Annotated in this window: 16 protein-coding genes; 9 read left to right on the top strand and 7 right to left on the bottom strand. The window is 67.6% G+C overall.

What is annotated here, in order from left to right; all coding sequences use genetic code 11:
- The first annotated feature begins 26 nt into the window (after positions 1 to 26).
- From AOZ06_RS05390 to AOZ06_RS05405, 4 genes are read left to right on the top strand one after another with little or no spacing between them, the layout of a single operon-like run.
- Complete coding sequence (locus AOZ06_RS05390) at positions 27 to 638, top strand: trimeric intracellular cation channel family protein (RefSeq protein ID WP_054288408.1); 612 nt, start codon at positions 27 to 29, stop codon at positions 636 to 638.
- A gap of 49 nt (positions 639 to 687) precedes the next feature.
- Positions 688 to 1,386, top strand: a complete 699-nt coding sequence (locus tag AOZ06_RS05395) for a response regulator transcription factor (protein ID WP_054288409.1) — start codon at positions 688 to 690, stop codon at positions 1,384 to 1,386.
- A complete protein-coding gene (locus tag AOZ06_RS05400; protein ID WP_236952088.1) occupies positions 1,383 to 2,789 on the top strand; it encodes a sensor histidine kinase in 1,407 nt (468 codons plus the stop codon). Before AOZ06_RS05395 ends, AOZ06_RS05400 begins: the two co-directional genes overlap by 4 nt.
- A gap of 19 nt (positions 2,790 to 2,808) precedes the next feature.
- Entirely contained in the window at positions 2,809 to 4,422 is a 1,614-nt protein-coding gene (locus AOZ06_RS05405; RefSeq protein WP_054288410.1) for a hypothetical protein, read from the top strand.
- Between the two features lie 67 nt (positions 4,423 to 4,489).
- Here AOZ06_RS05405 and AOZ06_RS05410 read toward each other — a convergent pair whose 3' ends face one another.
- Both AOZ06_RS05410 and AOZ06_RS05415 read right to left on the bottom strand, forming a co-directional pair.
- Complete coding sequence (locus AOZ06_RS05410; protein ID WP_054288411.1) at positions 4,490 to 5,254, bottom strand: dioxygenase family protein; 765 nt, start codon at positions 5,252 to 5,254, stop codon at positions 4,490 to 4,492.
- 175 nt (positions 5,255 to 5,429) lie between these two features.
- On the bottom strand, positions 5,430 to 5,888 hold the full coding sequence (locus tag AOZ06_RS05415) for an Lrp/AsnC family transcriptional regulator (protein WP_083471531.1): 459 nt from the start codon (positions 5,886 to 5,888) through the stop codon (positions 5,430 to 5,432).
- Positions 5,889 to 5,951: 63 nt separating this feature from the next.
- On the opposite strand from AOZ06_RS05415, the gene AOZ06_RS05420 reads away from it, so the two are divergent.
- The gene (locus AOZ06_RS05420) at positions 5,952 to 7,109 is read left to right on the top strand and encodes a M20/M25/M40 family metallo-hydrolase (protein WP_083471532.1); all 1,158 of its coding nucleotides are present in this window, start codon (positions 5,952 to 5,954) and stop codon (positions 7,107 to 7,109) included.
- Here the strand turns inward: AOZ06_RS05420 and AOZ06_RS05425 are convergent, their stop codons facing one another.
- Positions 7,110 to 7,904, bottom strand: a complete 795-nt coding sequence (locus tag AOZ06_RS05425) for an esterase/lipase family protein (protein ID WP_054288413.1) — start codon at positions 7,902 to 7,904, stop codon at positions 7,110 to 7,112.
- A 110-nt stretch (positions 7,905 to 8,014) separates the two neighbouring features.
- Here AOZ06_RS05425 and AOZ06_RS05430 point away from each other — a divergent pair, with 110 nt between their 5' ends.
- Both AOZ06_RS05430 and AOZ06_RS05435 read left to right on the top strand, forming a co-directional pair.
- Complete coding sequence (locus tag AOZ06_RS05430; protein WP_054288414.1) at positions 8,015 to 8,629, top strand: TetR/AcrR family transcriptional regulator; 615 nt, start codon at positions 8,015 to 8,017, stop codon at positions 8,627 to 8,629.
- Positions 8,630 to 8,682: 53 nt separating this feature from the next.
- Positions 8,683 to 9,579, top strand: coding sequence for a serine hydrolase (locus AOZ06_RS05435; protein WP_157232857.1), 897 nt, complete (start codon positions 8,683 to 8,685; stop codon positions 9,577 to 9,579).
- On the opposite strand, the gene AOZ06_RS05440 is transcribed toward AOZ06_RS05435, so the two are convergent.
- Genes AOZ06_RS05440 through AOZ06_RS05455 form a run of 4 tightly spaced genes read right to left on the bottom strand, consistent with a single transcriptional unit; the run spans position 9,564 to position 14,063 of the window.
- On the bottom strand, positions 9,564 to 10,892 hold the full coding sequence (locus AOZ06_RS05440; protein ID WP_054288416.1) for a glycoside hydrolase family 36 protein: 1,329 nt from the start codon (positions 10,890 to 10,892) through the stop codon (positions 9,564 to 9,566). The two genes, AOZ06_RS05435 and AOZ06_RS05440, sit on opposite strands and share 16 nt — an antisense overlap.
- Positions 10,892 to 11,815: a carbohydrate ABC transporter permease gene (locus AOZ06_RS05445; RefSeq protein WP_236952090.1), complete on the bottom strand. Its 924-nt coding sequence runs from the start codon at positions 11,813 to 11,815 to the stop codon at positions 10,892 to 10,894. The genes AOZ06_RS05440 and AOZ06_RS05445 overlap by 1 nt, the downstream gene beginning before the upstream one ends.
- Complete coding sequence (locus tag AOZ06_RS05450; protein WP_054288417.1) at positions 11,812 to 12,765, bottom strand: carbohydrate ABC transporter permease; 954 nt, start codon at positions 12,763 to 12,765, stop codon at positions 11,812 to 11,814. The genes AOZ06_RS05445 and AOZ06_RS05450 overlap by 4 nt, the downstream gene beginning before the upstream one ends.
- Entirely contained in the window at positions 12,765 to 14,063 is a 1,299-nt protein-coding gene (locus AOZ06_RS05455; protein WP_054288418.1) for an ABC transporter substrate-binding protein, read from the bottom strand. Before AOZ06_RS05455 ends, AOZ06_RS05450 begins: the two co-directional genes overlap by 1 nt.
- 245 nt (positions 14,064 to 14,308) lie before the next feature.
- On the opposite strand from AOZ06_RS05455, the gene AOZ06_RS05460 reads away from it, so the two are divergent.
- Both AOZ06_RS05460 and galT read left to right on the top strand, forming a co-directional pair.
- On the top strand, positions 14,309 to 15,121 hold the full coding sequence (locus AOZ06_RS05460) for a DeoR/GlpR family DNA-binding transcription regulator (protein WP_157233746.1): 813 nt from the start codon (positions 14,309 to 14,311) through the stop codon (positions 15,119 to 15,121).
- Positions 15,118 to 16,206, top strand: coding sequence for a galactose-1-phosphate uridylyltransferase (gene galT / locus AOZ06_RS05465; RefSeq protein ID WP_054288420.1), 1,089 nt, complete (start codon positions 15,118 to 15,120; stop codon positions 16,204 to 16,206). Before AOZ06_RS05460 ends, galT begins: the two co-directional genes overlap by 4 nt.
- The last annotated feature ends 35 nt before the right edge of the window (positions 16,207 to 16,241 follow it).

The following is a 16,241-nucleotide window of genomic DNA, read 5'->3' on the forward strand; positions in this document are numbered from 1 at the left end:
GTCGGAGCTATTTAGACTGACTTGCCATGCTCCTGGTAGTTCTTGACCTGACGGGGATCGCGGTGTTCGCCACATCGGGTGCGCTCGCCGGGGTGCGGGCGCGGCTGGACACCTTCGGCGTTGTCGTGCTGGGCATCACCACCGCGCTCGGCGGCGGGATCATCCGGGACGTGCTGCTCGGCATCCACCCGCCGTCGACTCTGCGGGACTGGCGCTACCTGCTCGTGCCGGTCGTCACGTCGCTGGTGGTGTTCTGGCTGCACCCGCAGTTCGCGAGGCTGCGTCGGGGTGTTCTGCTCGCCGACGCCGTCGGACTCGGCCTGTTCACGGTGACGGGCACGACCACCGCGCTCGCCCACGACGTGCCGTCGTACACGGCCTGCCTGATCGGGATGACCACGGGGATCGGCGGTGGCGCCCTGCGCGACGTGTTGATCAGGGAGATCCCGATGGTGCTGCGCAAGGAGATCTACGCGCTCGCCGCGCTGGCCGGCGGGGCGGTGGTGGTGCTCGGCGCGCGGCTCGGTTTCCCGGCCGCGCCGACCGCCGTCGTGGGTGCTGCCCTAATCGTGACCATTCGCCTGATCGCGCTCTGGCGCAGGTGGAACGCGCCCGTGGCACGCGGTATGAGCACCTGATCAGTGCCTTTCTCAGGCATATCTCAGTCCGACCAGACACACTGACCGCATGCGCATACTCGTAGTGGACGACGACAGGGCTGTTCGTGAGTCCCTTCGGCGGTCGCTGCAGTTCAACGGATACCAGGTGGAAACGGCGAGCGACGGCCAGCAGGCGCTGGACGCGATCAAGAGCGGCGGACGGCCGGACGCGATGGTGCTCGACGTGATGATGCCGAGGCTGGACGGGCTCGAGGTGTGCCGCCAGCTCCGCAGTACCGGTGACGACCTGCCGATTCTCGTGCTGACCGCACGGGACTTGGTCTCCGACCGGGTAGCCGGTCTCGACGCTGGGGCCGACGACTACCTGCCGAAGCCCTTCGCGCTGGAGGAACTGCTGGCCCGGCTGCGTGCCCTGCTGCGGCGGACCGCGGCCGACGCGGCCGCCGCCGAGAAGCAGGAGCCGTCGCTGAAGTTCGCCGATCTGGAGCTGGACCCCGGCACCCGGGAGGTCCGCCGCGGCGACCGGTCGATGAGCCTGACCCGTACCGAGTTCTCCCTGCTCGAACTGCTGCTGACGCACCCGAAGCAGGTGCTCACGCGCAGCCGCATCCTCGAGGAGGTCTGGGGATACGACTTCCCCACGTCCGGCAACGCGCTGGAGGTCTACATCGGCTACCTGCGGCGCAAGACCGAGGCCGCCGGTGAGCCCAGGCTGATCCACACCGTGCGGGGCGTCGGGTACGTGCTGCGGGAGACCCCGCCGTGATCTTTGCGTCGCATGACCACGGGCGCAGGCAACGCATATCGCTGAGAAGTCGAGTAACCCTCCTGGCCGCGATCTGTGTGGCCGGGGCGGTGGCGCTCGTCTCACTCGGTGCGTACCTGACCGTCCAGCAGAACCTCTACGCGCAGGTCGACGACAACCTGCGCACCCGCGCCACCAACGCGCTCAACGGGCGCAGCTTCGACATGCGCAACAACAACCAGACCACGATCAACGACCTGGCGCTGGCGTTGAGCGACGTGAAGTTCACGATCATCGACGACGAGGGCACGCAGCTGATCCCGCAGCCGGGGATGGCGCGCCCGCCCGTCGGCGCGGAGGAACGCGCGGTCGCCGAAGGCGTGCACACCGACTGGTTCCGCACCGACCCGAGGACCGACTACCGGATCTTCTCGCTGCGCATCAGCGTGGAGGGCTCGCCCGGTGCGCTGGTCGTGGCGCAGCGCCTCGGCCCGACCAAGCAGCTGCTCAACGACCTGGCCCTGGTGCTGGTGCTGATCAGCGGCGCCGGTGTCGTGGTCGCCGCGCTGGCGGGGACGGCGGTCGCGCGTACCGGTCTGCGGCCGGTCGAGCGGCTCACGCGGGCGACCGAGCGCGTCACCAGAACCGGTGACCTGCGGCCGATCCAGGTCAGCGGGGACGACGAGCTGGCTCGCCTGTCGCACAGCTTCAACACGATGCTCGGCGCGGTGTCCGACGCCCGCGACCGGCAGCGCAGCCTGGTCGCCGACGCGGGCCACGAGCTGCGGACGCCGCTGACTTCGTTGCGCACCAACCTGGAACTGCTGATGGCCTCCGAGGCGCCCGGCGCGCCGACACTGTCCGACAAGGACAAAGAGGAGATCCAGGACGACCTGCGCGGCCAGCTGGACGAGCTGACCACGCTGATCGGCGACCTGGTCGAGCTGGCGCGTGAGGAAGGCACACAGGCGGTGTGGGAGCCGGTCGAACTGGTCGAGGTCGTCGAGCAGGCGCTCGACCGGGCCCGCCGCCGGGCCGGTGACATCGAGTTCGACGTGTCGCTGCAGCCGTGGCGGCTGATCGGCGACGAGGCCGCGCTGGAACGCGCGGTGCTGAACCTGCTGGACAACGCGGTGAAGTTCAACCCGCCCGGCGGCACGGTCCGCGTCCGGCTCGGGTCGGCGGGCGACGGGTTCGCCGTGCTCGAAGTCGCCGACCAGGGCCCGGGAATCGCCGACGAGGACCTGCCGCGCGTGTTCGACCGGTTCTACCGGTCGCAGGAGGCGCGGACGCTGCCCGGCTCCGGGCTGGGCCTGGCGATCGTGCAGCAGGCGGCGCTGCGGCACGGCGGCGAGGTGCTCGCGGGTCGCTCGCCGGAAGGCGGCGCGCTGTTCAGCTTGCGGCTGCCGGGCATGCCGGGGTGAGCGACTATCGTTGCCCGGCATGGCGGTTGACGCGATCGAAAGCAAGCTCGACGAGATCCAGCAGTGGGCGGCCGACCGGCCGGTCGACCGCGACGAACTGAGGCTGGCCCTGGAACTGGCCCGTGACCACCTCGGTCACGCGACGCCCGGCGCGTTCGTCGCGGGCGACATCGACGAGCTGCTGCTGGAGATCTACCCGAGCCGGGTGCTCATCCCGAGCGAGGCGGACGCGGTGCACGTCGTCGAGGCCGTGCGCGACCTCGTCAGCTTCCTCGGCGAGACCACGGAGTCGCCCAGCGAACTGCTCACCGAGCTCGAGGACGCCGTGCCGGAGTTCTTCGAGTCCGTCAGGGAGAACATGCCCGCGGGCAACGGCCTGATCGATCTGCTCGAGGAACTCGGCCTGCCCACGGACGAGCTGCCTGGCGTCCGCCTGCCCGGCGAGGAGGAACTGCTGCTCGCCGCGCGGCAGAGCGAACTGCTGGCCAAGGCGTACGAACTGGCCGAGTGGGCCGCGGACGGCAAACCGATCGACGTCCACTCCGAACTGCTCACCGAGGAGGCCGCCACCGCGGCGCAGCAGGCGCTCGGCATCGCCGACCGGCTCCATCTCATCGTGCTGCAGGACTTGGCCGAGTTCACCGGGTTCGCGTCGACCGAGTCCGGGTCGCTGGCCCGCGGCGCGCGGTTCGGGCAGTGGCCGGACGGCGACGAGGTCGCCGAGATCTGGCAGACCGGGTTCGTCTCGATCCTCGGCTTCGTGCTCGACCGCGCCGCCGACGTGCACGGCTACGAGATCGATTTCAGTGACGTCGCACCGAATCTGCTGATCATGATGTTCCTGGCGCGGGACATCGGCGTGCCGTACGAGGAGATCAGCGACGTCATCCACGAGCTGACCGAGCCGGAGTGGCACGGGTACGCCGAAGCGCACGGCGACCCGGCGCAGTTGCTGGTCGAGGTCCTGACCAGGCTCGGCGCGGTCGAGGTGGTCGGCGAGCACGTCCGCTACACGCCGTTGGCGCTCAGTTCCGTGCGGGAGCAGATGATCGCGAACGGTGTCGAGATCCCGTTGCTGCCTCCGGCCGAGGAGATGACAGCGCAGGATCTGGCGTCGCTCGCGGTGGTCCTGCAGTCCGCGGAGATGCAGTCGGAGGTGTCGGCGTGGCTGGCTGTCCGCGAGGCCGTGCCGGCCGCGCGTGAACTGCTCGCGGTCGCTGCCAACGGTTCTGCCCGGGTGCGGGTGTGGGCGACCAACGCCGTGAACGAACTGGGCGACGACGTCAAACCGGTCTGGCGGGAGTTGCTGGGCGACGACGTGCTGGGGCCGTACGCGAAGTACGCGCTGGCGGAGGAGGACCTGGAGGTCACCGAGCTCGGGTGGATCACGATCGACTCGTTGTCGTTGTTCGTTGAGGCCGCGGAACAGGGCGTGCTCGACGAAACGCACGTGCTGGCGCAGTTGTTGCCCGCCGGGCACGAAGAGGAGTTGCTGGAAGCCATGTGGCGGCTGCCGCACCCGGAGGTGGCCGAAGTGCTGCACCTGGTCGGCACGCACCACCCGGACAAGAAAGTCGCCAAGTACGCCCGCAAGGCGGCGCACAAGGCGACCACCTTCCACACGAACAGCTGAACGCACACGGCGATCGGCGCCGCCGTGGGGCGACGGCGCCGATCGCCGTGTGCTGAGTTCCAGCGCGTCAGTCGGGCTGGCCGACCTGGGTGTTGGACAGGTCGAGCCCGATCGCGAAGTCCGCGCTGTAGCCGGCCCCGCTGGCCACGGGGTTCAGCAGCATCTGGGCACCACCACGCAGGTAGATGGAGTCCCTGTTGTTGGTGGTGTCCGCGGGGCCCTTGCGCGCGTACGGCTGGGTCCGCAGGTACGCCGCGCCGAACTGGGGCGTGAAGTACAGCTGCGAGGTGAACTCGTACGGGCGGCCGTTGGTGCCGGTCGTCCGGATCTTGATGTGGATGTGCAGGGTCCTGCCCGTGTACCAGCCGGGCAGGATGGTGATGAACTGGGCCTTCCCCTCTGCGTTGGTGTTCTGGTAGCCGCGCAGGAAACGGCGGCCGGAACTTCCCTGTGAGGGGATGTCCGAGTACAGGCCGAACGCGTCGCACTGCCAGACGTCCACCATGGCGTTGGGCAGCGGCGTGCACTGCCCGGGGCGGACTGACTGGACGGTGAAGTTGAGCGTCAGCGCCGTTCCGGCCGACGGCTGACCAGTGGCCGGGTCGGTCCGGATGTCGGACCGGTTGAGCCTCCTGTCGACGAAGTAAGGACCTTCCATCTGCTCCGGCTTGACCACGCAGTCCAGTGCGCAGACCTCGGGGCCGTCGGTGGAGGTGGTGGCGCCCGCCACGGGAGATCCCGCGACCGTGAGCGTCGCACCTGCGGCGCCGAGCAGGATCAGCGCCTCCCGTCGGCCGATGATCCTGCCTACCGGCTCGTCGTCGTCGTGCATGGAGTTTTTCCTTTCGACCGTTCGCATGTGGTGGGAAATGCGCGCGGTGAGCGGGCTCGGGTGCAGGGAACCACGCACCACGGACTGTGCAAGATCCGATGCGCTCTGTCGAGGAGGATTCACCCGGGTGCAGTCATTGCGAAACGCTATTCGCCCCGCTGATAGGTCTGGACCTTCAGTCGCTGACCTTGATCTTCTTCATGGTCAGGTGGGAGATCACCCGTGCCACACCGGGGATGCCGATGATCTTCTCGGTCTGGAAGTGCTCGTAGGCCTCGTGGTCGGCGACCATCACGCGCATGTGGTAGTCGGGCGTGCCGAAGAGCCTGCGGAACTCGATCACTTCCTCGTAGCCCGCGATGGTGGCTTCCAGGTCGGCGAGCGTCTTCTTGTCGCTGATGGCCACCTCGACCGACACGATCACCTCCAGCGGCCTGCCGGTGGCCGCCGGGTTGATCCGCGCCCGGTATCCCGTGATCACGCCCTGCTCCTCCAGCCGTTTGACGCGGCGCAGGCAGGGCGGCGGGGTGAGGCCGACTCGTTCGGCCAGGTCGACGTTGCTCAACCGGCCGTCGCGTTCGAGGTGGAACAATATTTCTCGATCGATCGAATCCAGTACATATTTATTGCCCACCGACTGAATTTAGCACAATAATTGGACATCGGGTGACGCTCGCCGCGTTCTAGCATTGCGTCCATGACTCAGGTGAACGCGTGGCTGGACCACCGGGCCGACGAGATGGCCGACTTGCTCGTCCGGCTGATCGCCGTCGAATCCGAGAACCCGCCGGGGCGGGCCCTCGGCCGGTGCGCGCGGTTGTTGAGCGATGCCATGGACGAACTCGGCCTCAATCCGGAGCTCATCCCGCTCGACGCCGAGCGGGACCTCGACGAGCCGGGCATTGTGCGCGGCACGGTCGGCAGCGGCGAGAAAACCCTGTACTTCCACGGCCATTTCGACGTGGTTCCCGCGCAGAACCGTGCGCAGTTCACCGCGCGGCGCCGTGACGGCAGGATCGTCGGCCGGGGGAGCGCGGACATGAAAGGCGGCATCGTCAGCATGTTGTACGGCGCCGCCGCCGTGAAGGAATCGTTGGCAGACGGGCGAATCGTGATACACCTCGTCTGCGACGAGGAGACCGGCAGCGTCACCGGGGCCGGGCATCTCCGGCGCAGCGGCATGATCGACCCTCGCGCCGTCGCCATGGTCACGGCGGAACCCAGCGGCGGGCGCATCTGGAACGCGGCGCGTGGCGCATTGTCGTTGAAGGTCTCCGTGCAGGGCAAGGAAGCCCATGTGGGACAAGCGGACCGTGGCGTCAACGCGTTCCACCACCTGCTGCACGTCGCACGGCCTGTCGAGGCATACGCCCGTGAGATGGCCGAGGAACAGTCCATGGTCGTGCCCGGTGGCCTGTTCGGCGGCGGCTTGAACTTCAACGTAGTGCCTGGTGACGCGTACTTCACCATCGACGGCCGCTACCACCCGCGGGTGGATCTCGACCGGGAACTCAAGCGGCTGAACGGGATCATCACCCACGCTGCCGACGAGATCGGCGCGGACGTCTCGATCGAGGTGACACAGCAACAACCTCCCGCCTACACCGATCCCGCTCACCCCGCAGCCGTCGCATTGGCCGAAGCGGTCACGGAGATCAACGGCGAGGATGCTGCTTTCGAGCTGTGCGAAGGGATTCTGGAGACGCGGTGGTACGACCAGGTCGGCATACCGGCGTTCGGGTACGGCGCTGGGCTGCTGGGCGTCTCGCACGGCCCCGACGAGTACGTCGACGAGGCCGCCATGCGCCGGTGTGCTGCCGTGTACGCGCGATACGCCGACCTGATGCTGGGGTGATCAGGCCAATGCGGCGGTGACGTAGCCGATGCTGATCGAGTCGTACGCCAGTCCGATGTGCCCGACGAAGACACCGGGGTGTTCGTCCTGGATGACGATGTTGCGCACGTCCGGCCCGGTCAGCAACGACGTGGAGACCGGCGTGACGAGGAAGTCCGACGTGCTCACGATGACCGTGTAGCGCACGCCCGGCTGCGTTTCGCCGCCCGCGTTGAGCTCGCGGATGAAGTCGGAGTCCCTGATCAGCTGCAGGCACGACTTGCACAACCCGCCGACGAGCAGCTGGGCCGCACCGGGGAACAGTTTGGCGAGTTCGGCGATGCCGCTCATGGTCGTGCCGTGGTTGGGCGGTGCGAGGGCGACGAAGTGGTTCACCTTGGCCGCGCCACCGTAGTTCTTCAGGTAGTAGCGCGGCATGATGCCGCCTTCGGAGTGCCCGACGACGTCCACTTTGGCCGCCTTGGTCGCGGTGAGCACCTTGTCGACGTACTCGCCGAACTCCTTCGCGGAGTTCTGGATGTAGTCCGTGCCACCGATGCCGGGGATCGCGGACTGGCCGTAGGTCGGCGTGAACACGCAGTGGCCCTTGGCGGCGAGCGCGGGTGCGATGGCGAGGAAGTTGCCGGGGCCGTTGCCGAACAAGCCGTGTGCGGCGACGACCGGTCGCGGGTGTGCCGCTGAGGGGCGGCACGACCAGTCGTTGACGCCACCGGACGGCGCGGCCGTGGCGGGGACTGCGGTGAACATGAGACCGGCGGCGGACAGGGCGAGGATCCGCCGGAGTACCCGATTCATTGACACTCCTCACTGAGCGTGGGAACCCGGTTACGCGGCGGACGCTACACCGAACCTGGAAGATCTTCCAAGAACTATGTCCAAGAAATCTGTTCGGTACCGTTCCAGGTATGGCTCGCAACCGACGCAAACAGCCCCGCCGGGACGCACTGCTGGCCGCTGCCGTCGAAGTGGTCGGCGAGCGCGGCGTGGCCGGGACGACCCACCGCGCGGTGACCGAACGCGCCGAGGTGCCGTTGGCGACCGCGAGCTACTACTTCTCCTCGATCGACGAGCTGATCGCCGAGGCCCTCACCGCGTTCGTCAAGCAGCGCGCCGAGGAGATCGGTCTGCCACACCGTGACGACGTTTCGCCGTCGACTGTCGCCGAGTGGTACGCCGAGCAGGTCATGGGTCTGGAGAAGTCGAAACGGCTGGCGTTCTACGAGGTTCTGCTCAACGCCGCCCGCACACCGGAACTCGCCGAGGCGGCCCGCAACGCGATGGCGAGCTACCAGGACTGGGCGGTCGCGGGTCTCGACGCGGCCGGGACGCCGAGGGGAGTAGGTGCCGCGCGCGCTTTCGTCGCATTGGGACTCGGCTTCGGTCTGCTCCATTTGGTCGAGGAGCGGGAAAGCGACACCGAGGAGTTGTTCACGGCGTTGCGGGACTTGTTCATCGGCAGCGTGCTGGAACCGGACGAACACGCCGCGTGGACCGAGCGGCTGACGCAAGGCCGAGACTGAATCGACAGGTTGTTCTCACCCAAATCCCAGCTGGGGTCCATAGCTTTGCTCTTGTGTCCCCCTTGGGTCGAAGAGCCGTCCTCGGTGGTTACCTGGTGGCCGCGATCGTGCTGATAGCGCCTGCCCCGGCGCAGTCGGCAGCCCCGTCCGACCCCGCAACCGCCGTGGCGGTCGCGCCGTTGGTCACGGTCGAGCCGTCACCCGAACCAGGAGAACCGTCGCAGGAACCGCTCGCACAACCACCGCCGGCGACCAACTACGCCGCTGCGATGGTTGACGCGGCCCGCGCGGCCGTGCCCAAGGGGGTCACCTACGGCATCGCGGTGCTGGACCTGCGGACCGGTCAGTCGGCCGCCGACGGCACCGAACAGTTCTATTCGGCCTCGTTGAGCAAACTCATGCTCGTGGTGGACATGCTCGACCGGGATGTCGAGCTCACCCCGGCCGTGCACACGTTGATCGACCGCGCTCTCGGCCCGAGCGACGACGACGCGATGAACTCCTTATGGGTGAGGTTCGACGGCCCGGACGCGATGACCCGAGTGGCCACGAACCTCGGCATGGTCGCCACCGAGACCTCCGACGACCGCAGCCAGTGGGGCGAGGTCAAGGTCTCGCCGGCGGGCTACACCCGGCTGTACCACCACATCCTGACCGGAATGGATCCCGATGACCGGGACGTCATCGTGACCGCCCTGTCGGCCGCCCCGCCCGTCGCGGCCGACGGTTTCACCCAGTACTTCGGCCTGCTGGGCGGTCCGCTCAACGCGTACGCCAAACAGGGCTGGATGTACTACGGCAACGAGCTTTACCTGCACAGCGCCGGGGTGGTGGCCAACTACGTCGTCGTGCTCATGTCGAGCCAGACGCCGTCGGCCGGGGTGGCCCGCGCCAACCTCTCGTCGATCGCCGCCGCGGTGTCCACTGTGGTCAATCAGGTGACCAGGTAACGCGGCACGGGTTCGCCCAGCAACCGCCGTGTGGTCTCCAGTCCCCAGTCGTCGAGCTGGTCGACGGCGTCCGACGAGCCACGCAGCCCACCGAACCGGGACACGTGCTCAGCCCACTCCTCGCGGCGCTCGATCCCGGGCCTGGCAACGAGGCAGTCCGGGTCGTTGACCCAGAACCGGCCGTGCTGGAACGCCCGCGATTCGCCGTTGAGCACCGCACCCCGTTGACCGGGCATGGAGATGTCACCGCCGGGCGGCGAGTACGCCGGCGCGATGTCCGGGCTGACGCGCATCGCGTCCACCAGCCCGATCGACGGCAACTGCGGCGCGCCGCAACCCAGCAGGTACGCCTCAGGCCCGATGGCGTCCCTGATCAGCCGCAACGCGCCCCGGTACGCCTCGACCGGCGAGACGTCGGCGTATCGCCTGCCGGGCAACGCTCCCGCGTAGATGAAGTCGATCTTGTGGAAGTCGATGCCCCAGCCGCGCAACGTCCGGAAGACCGTGGACAGGTACTCGGCCGCGCCGGGATGCGTGCTGTCGAGCGCGTACAGGTCCTGGTCCCAGTTGTGGCCCGCGTTCACCGGTGAGCCGTCGTTGTCGCGCACCAACCACTCCGGGTGCTCGCTCGCGACACGAGACCGCGCGCCGACGAGGAACGGCGCCGTCCAGATACCGGCGCGGTGCCCCGAATCCGTGATCCGCGCGAACAGCCCCGGCACGTCCGCGAAGTCGCGCGACGGCACCAGCCAGTCACCGATCTCCGCCTGGTAGCCGTCGTCGACCTGCACGACGTCCACCGGTATCCGGTCCATCACGGCCAGGTTGGCGTCCACATTGGCCTCGGTGACCTTGGTGAAGTACTGGTACCAGGAACACCAGATCGTCGGCGCGGGCCGGGGCGCGGCCAGGCCGAGCGAGGCCACGACCGAGTCCGCCCACCGGGCCAGCGCCTCCTGGACGGACCCTTCGTGCGTCTGGACGACGACGTCCTGCGCTGCCGTCACGACAGCCCGGCCGTCCGCGATCGACACGTCGATGGCCGGGACGGAGTTCACCGGGTCGGCCGAGGCGATCACGTGCACCGGCCCGTCGCCCGGGTCGACGGCGATCAGGCCTTCGCCGCGGTAGACGTCCGGCGCGGGCAGGGATTCCGACCGCCACGCACCGATCCGCCTGGTGTCGCCGGACGGCCGGTGCGCGGGCGTGCCGGGCCGGTACGACGTGGACGGCGACCAGGACTGCCAGCCCTGTTCGTGGACGACGGCAAGATCGGGATCGATCGGGATCTCGGTCACCGGCCGCACGGGCATCAGCCTTTCGTCGAGCCGAGGGTCAGTCCGCCGACGAACTGCCGTTGCAGTGCGAAGAACACCACCAGGCACGGCAGCGCGACCAGCAGCGACCCCGCGGCGAGCAGGTTGTAGTCGGTGAAGAACTGGCCTCTGAGGTTGGACAGCGCCGAGGTGATCGGCATCCTGTCACCGGTCTGGATCAACACGATCGCCCAGAAGAAGTCGTTGTAGATCCAGGTGAACTCCAGCGTAGCCAGCGCGCCGAGCGCCGGGCGGCACAGCGGCATGATGACCTGCCAGTACTGCCGGAACACGCCTGCGCCGTCCACCCTGGCGGCCTCGGTCAGCTCGGTCGGGATGGTCTTCATGTAGTTGCTCAGCACGAACGTGCAGAACCCGGCCTGGAACGCGATGTGGATCAGGATCAGGCCGAGTTGCGTGTCCAGCAGGGTTTCCTTGTAGTTGAGCCACTCCGGCACCGGGATCAGCCGGAACAACCGGTACAGCGGGGTGATGATCACCTGCTGCGGCAACAGGTTGCCCGCGGTGAACAGCATCAGCAGCGCCAGGTTGAACTTGAAGTTGAACCTGGTCACGCCGAACGCGACGAACGAGCTGAACAGCAGCGTGATCAGCACCGCCGGGATGGTGATGACCAGCGTGTTCCAGAAGTAGTTCGGCAGGTCCGCGGTCCCCCACGCCTTGCTGAAGTTGTCCAGCGTCAGCTCGGACGGCAACGAGAAGTAGCCGTTGGCCGCCGTGTCCTCGTACGTGCGCAGCGACGCGAACACCGTCCACAGCAGCGGCGCGAGCCACACCAGGCACACCACGACCAGGAACGTGTGCAGCGCGATCCGGCTCGCCCGCAGCCGTGCGTTCTTCTTGTCCCGTTCGCCACCGCCGCTCCTGCGCACCGGCGGACGGTCCAACGTCGTGGTCACGTTCGTTCCTCCCGACGGAAGACCTGCACCAGATACGTGATGATGAAGCCGAGCGAGATCACCAGCAGGATCACCGCGAGCGCGGAACCCCAGCCGATCCGGCTGGACTCACCGATGATGTTGTCGGTGATCAGCACGGAGACCAGTTCGAGCCCGTTGCGGCCGCGGTTGATCGCGTACACGATGTCGAACGCCCGCAGGCCCTCGATCACGGTGATCACCAGCACGATCACGTTGATCGGCTTCAGCACCGGGAAAGTGACCTGCCAGAACGTCTGCCAGCCGTTCGCCCCGTCCAGCGCGGCGGCCTCCTTCAGCGACGGGTCGAACGACTTCAGCCCGGCCAGGTACAGCAACATCACGTACCCGGTGTGCTTCCAGCCCGCGGCGATCAGCACCGCGTAGATGTTGATGTCCGAGTCGCCGAGCCAGTCGACCGGGCCGGACTGGGCCATCCCCAGCACGTTGTTGACCAGCCCGAGGTTCGGCTCGTACATCAGCTGCCAGATGAAGCCGACCATGGCCAGCGCCAGCACCACCGGCAGGTACAGGATCGACTGGTAGACCCTGGTGAACTTGAGCTTGCGGTCGAGCAGCACCGCGAGCAGCAGGCCGAAGCTGGTCGGCAGCACGATCAGGAACGCCAGCCAGATCAGGTTGTGCTGCACCGCGGGCCAGAACCGCGGGTACGCCGTGAAGATGTCGGCGTAGTTGCGCGTGCCGACGAACTTGATCTGGTCGAGGTCGCCGATGCCGTCCCACGAGGTGAACGACAGCAGCACGGACGACAACGTCGGCACCCACACCAGCGCCACGTGCAGCAGCGTGGGGATGCCGACCATGAGCAGCAGCACGATCCGGTCGGTCCCGGACAGCGCGGTGGCCCGGCGCCACCCCTTCCGGCGAGGCGGCGCCGGGTCGACGCGTGGCGTGTTCTCCAGAACAGTCATTACTTCTGGAAGTACTGCTTGGCCTGCGAGGCGATCTTCTTGACCAGGCCGTCGACGTCGTTGGGGTTCTTGATGAAGTCGTTCACGCTGTTGATCGCGACCTCGCTGGCGAAGCCGGGGTCGGTGTCGCGGTCGAGGAACTGCGTGATGTGCTTGGCCTCGTTGACGAACTTCACGCACTTCTGCTGGAGCTTGTTGTACGCGGCCGAATCCGCCTTGTTGCTGGCCGCGATGCTCGTCGGATCCGACTTCAGGTACGTCTGCTGCGCCTGCGCGGTGGAGATGTAGGTCAGCAGCTTGTCCGCGGCTGCCTTGTCACGCGGCTTGACCGCCTGGCAGAAACCGTCGATCGGGGCCTCGATGGTGTCCTGGCCGTGTGCTTTGTCGATCTCCGGGAAGGCGAAGAAGTCGAGGTCGTCCAGCTTGTTGCCCGCGCTGAACTGCTGACCGATCTGCTGCGAGCCGACCACCATCATCCCGGCCTCGCCCTTGAGCACCGACTGCGCGGCCTCCTGCCAGTCCCGGCCGAGCGAGTTGGGCTGGTAGAACTCCATCAGCCGCTTCCAGTTGTCGAAGGTGGCGCGCACCTTCGGGCCGGCCCAGTCCTCCTTGCCCGCCATCAGGTCGACGTGGAACTGGTAGCCGTTGGTCCGGAAGTTGATCTGGTCGAACGTGCCCAGCTGCGGCCAGCCGTTCTTCTGGCCCGCGGCCATCGGGGCGATGTTGTCGCCCTTCATCTTCGTGGCGAGCGCGATCAGCTCGTCGAACGTCTTGGGGACCGCGTAGCCCTTCTGCTGGAAGATGCTCGGCCGGTAGAACACGGCCCACGGGTAGGAGTAGAACGGCACGAAGTACTGCTTGCCGTCGTCACCGGTCGAGGCTTCCTTCTGCGCCGCGGTGTAGTTGCCCTCCAGTGACTTCCACAGCTCGGAGATGTCGCCGACGAGCTGCTTCTGGGCGAAGAACCGCAGCCGGAAGCCCGCGAACCACGACCACACGTCGTCCGCGCCTGCCTGCAGGTACGAGTTGATTTGCTGCTGGAACGCCTCGTGGTCCTTGGTGTTGATGTTGACCTTGAGGCCCTGTGCCTGTGCGAAGGCCTTGACCACCTCGTCGAGCGCGCCCTTGGGCACCGCGTCGGAGTAGTTCGAGCCGAGGCTGACCGTCCCGGTGCCACCACCGCCTGAGGAGCCGGAGTCACCGCAGGCGCCGAGGCCGGGCACGGCCGCGAGACCCATGGTGGCGAACAGACCCTTGATGGCCGTTCGGCGTCCGATCGTCGCATCGATGCGGTTCATATGTCGCTCCAAACCCACGGACTCAAACAAGAGTGCTCACAATCTTGTATTGGTCCGACGTCCTGTCAAGCCCCGTTACGGACCTGTTAACCCCGCCGGGTCAGCATTGGCCAGGTAGAATCGGTTATGTACCAGTAGTCGGGGTGCGATCGAAGACCCAACAACATCGGTCGGGTCGGATGTTTGAGTATGTTGTGTTGTCCCCTATGCTCACGGCGTCCGGCACGGGCGGGAAGGGGTGTGCGGTGCTCGCGCGGCAGCGGCAGGCGATGATCCTCGAAGAGGTCAAGAAGACAGGGGCGGTCCGCGTCAGCGAACTGGTCGACCGGCTGGGCGTGTCGGACATGACCGTGCGCCGCGACCTCGAAGTGCTGTCCCGCCGTGGCCTCGTGGAGAAGGTGTACGGCGGTGCGACCGCGGTGGTCGGGCGGAGCACCGACGAGCCGGGCTTCGAGGCCAAGTCGGTCCAGCAGTTGCCACAGAAGGAAGCCATCTCCGCGCTGGCCGCGACCCTGGTCAAACCGGGAACCGCGATCGGCCTGTCGGCGGGCACGACCACGTGGACCTTCGCCAGGTACCTCGACGACGTGCCCGACCTGACCGTGGTCACGAACTCGATCCGCGTCGCCGACGTCCTGCAACGCACCGGGCGTTCGGACCGGACGGTCGTGCTGACCGGTGGCGTGCGCACGCCGTCGGACGCGTTGGTCGGTCCGGTTGCGGTGCACACGCTGAGGTCGTTGCATTTGGACATGGTGTTCCTCGGTGTGCACGGAATGGCGGCGGGACCTGGTCTCACGACGCCGAACCTGAACGAGAGCGAGACCAACCGCGCGCTGGTCGAGGCCGCGGGACGACTCGTCGTGCTGGCCGACCACACCAAGTGGGGGATCGTCGGGATCTCGACCATCGCCGACCTGGAGGACGCCGACGTGCTGGTCACCGACGACGGGTTGAGCAAGGAAGGCCGGGAGTTCCTGGCCGAGCGCGTCGGCGAACTGCTGATCGCCGACGTCGACGAGGACGGGATGTCCGACACCGGAGGGGAAACCGCGTGAGGCGCACCACGGCCCGGCTGGCCGACGGCCGGGAGATCGTGTATTTCGACGACACACCGGACGCGCCGGACCGCACCGCGACCGACACCAGAGACCTGCCGCCGTTCCAGCCGGTGTCGGAGATCCGCCGCGACCCGTTGACCGACGAGTGGGTCGCGATGGCCGCGCACCGGCAGACGCGGACGTACAAGCCGCCGGTCGAGACGTGCCCGCTGTGCCCGAGCCTGCCGGGACGGCCGACCGAGATCCCGGAAGCCAGCTACGACGTGGTCGTGTTCGAGAACCGCTTCCCGTCGTTCTCGCACATGGGCAACGGTTCCGCGCAGTCCACTGTGGAAGGCACGGACCTGGTGCCACGCGCGCCGGGCAACGGCCGCTGCGAGGTGGTGTGCTTCACCTCCGACCACACCAGCTCGTTCGGCGAGCTCAGCGTGCCGCGGATCAGGACGGTCGTGGACGTGTGGGCCGACCGGACCGAGGCGATGTCGGCGCTGCCGTACGTGGCGCAGGTCTTCCCGTTCGAGAACCGCGGCGAGGAGATCGGGGTGACGCTGAGCCACCCGCACGGCCAGATCTACGGTTACCCCTTCATCACCCCGCGCACCGAGCGGATGCTCGAGGTCGCGTCTTCCCACCTGGACAAACACGGCCGTCCGGTGATGGCCGACGTGCTCGCCGCCGAGCGCGCCGCCGGGACGAGGGTGATCGAGACGTCCGAGCACTGGACGGCGTTCGTGCCCGCTGCCGCGCGCTGGCCGGTCGAAGTGCACGTCGTGCCGCACCGGCAGGTCCCCGACCTGCCCGCGTTGACCGGCGCCGAACGCGACGACTTCGCCAGCCTGTACGCCCGCGTGCTCAAGCACCTGGATTCGCTCTACGACCGGCCGCTTCCCTACATAGCGGCATGGCACCAGGCGCCGGTGCGCGAAGGCCGTGACCTGGCGTGGCTGCACCTCGAAGTGTTCTCGGTGCTGCGGACCAAGGACAAGCTGAAGTACCTCGCCGGGTCCGAGTCGGGCATGGCCGTGTGGATCAACGACGCGACTCCCGAAGCTGTGGCCGAGCGGCTCAGGAACGCTTCGTGAGAAAGTGCGGACAAGTCCTAGGTTCATCTCAGGCG

The sequence above is a fragment of the Kibdelosporangium phytohabitans genome (assembly GCF_001302585.1).
Classification (GTDB): domain Bacteria; phylum Actinomycetota; class Actinomycetes; order Mycobacteriales; family Pseudonocardiaceae; genus Kibdelosporangium; species Kibdelosporangium phytohabitans.

Coding starts and splice junctions, on each gene's coding strand:
- AOZ06_RS05425 (WP_054288413.1), bottom strand. CDS start 7,904: ATGAATCGGGTACTCCGGCGGATCCTCGCCCTGTCCGCCGCCGGTCTC.
- AOZ06_RS05430 (WP_054288414.1), top strand. CDS start 8,015: ATGGCTCGCAACCGACGCAAACAGCCCCGCCGGGACGCACTGCTGGCC.
- AOZ06_RS05405 (WP_054288410.1), top strand. CDS start 2,809: ATGGCGGTTGACGCGATCGAAAGCAAGCTCGACGAGATCCAGCAGTGG.
- AOZ06_RS05390 (WP_054288408.1), top strand. CDS start 27: ATGCTCCTGGTAGTTCTTGACCTGACGGGGATCGCGGTGTTCGCCACA.
- AOZ06_RS05450 (WP_054288417.1), bottom strand. CDS start 12,765: ATGACTGTTCTGGAGAACACGCCACGCGTCGACCCGGCGCCGCCTCGC.
- AOZ06_RS05410 (WP_054288411.1), bottom strand. CDS start 5,254: ATGCACGACGACGACGAGCCGGTAGGCAGGATCATCGGCCGACGGGAG.
- AOZ06_RS05440 (WP_054288416.1), bottom strand. CDS start 10,892: ATGCCCGTGCGGCCGGTGACCGAGATCCCGATCGATCCCGATCTTGCC.
- AOZ06_RS05395 (WP_054288409.1), top strand. CDS start 688: ATGCGCATACTCGTAGTGGACGACGACAGGGCTGTTCGTGAGTCCCTT.
- AOZ06_RS05420 (WP_083471532.1), top strand. CDS start 5,952: ATGACTCAGGTGAACGCGTGGCTGGACCACCGGGCCGACGAGATGGCC.
- AOZ06_RS05455 (WP_054288418.1), bottom strand. CDS start 14,063: ATGAACCGCATCGATGCGACGATCGGACGCCGAACGGCCATCAAGGGT.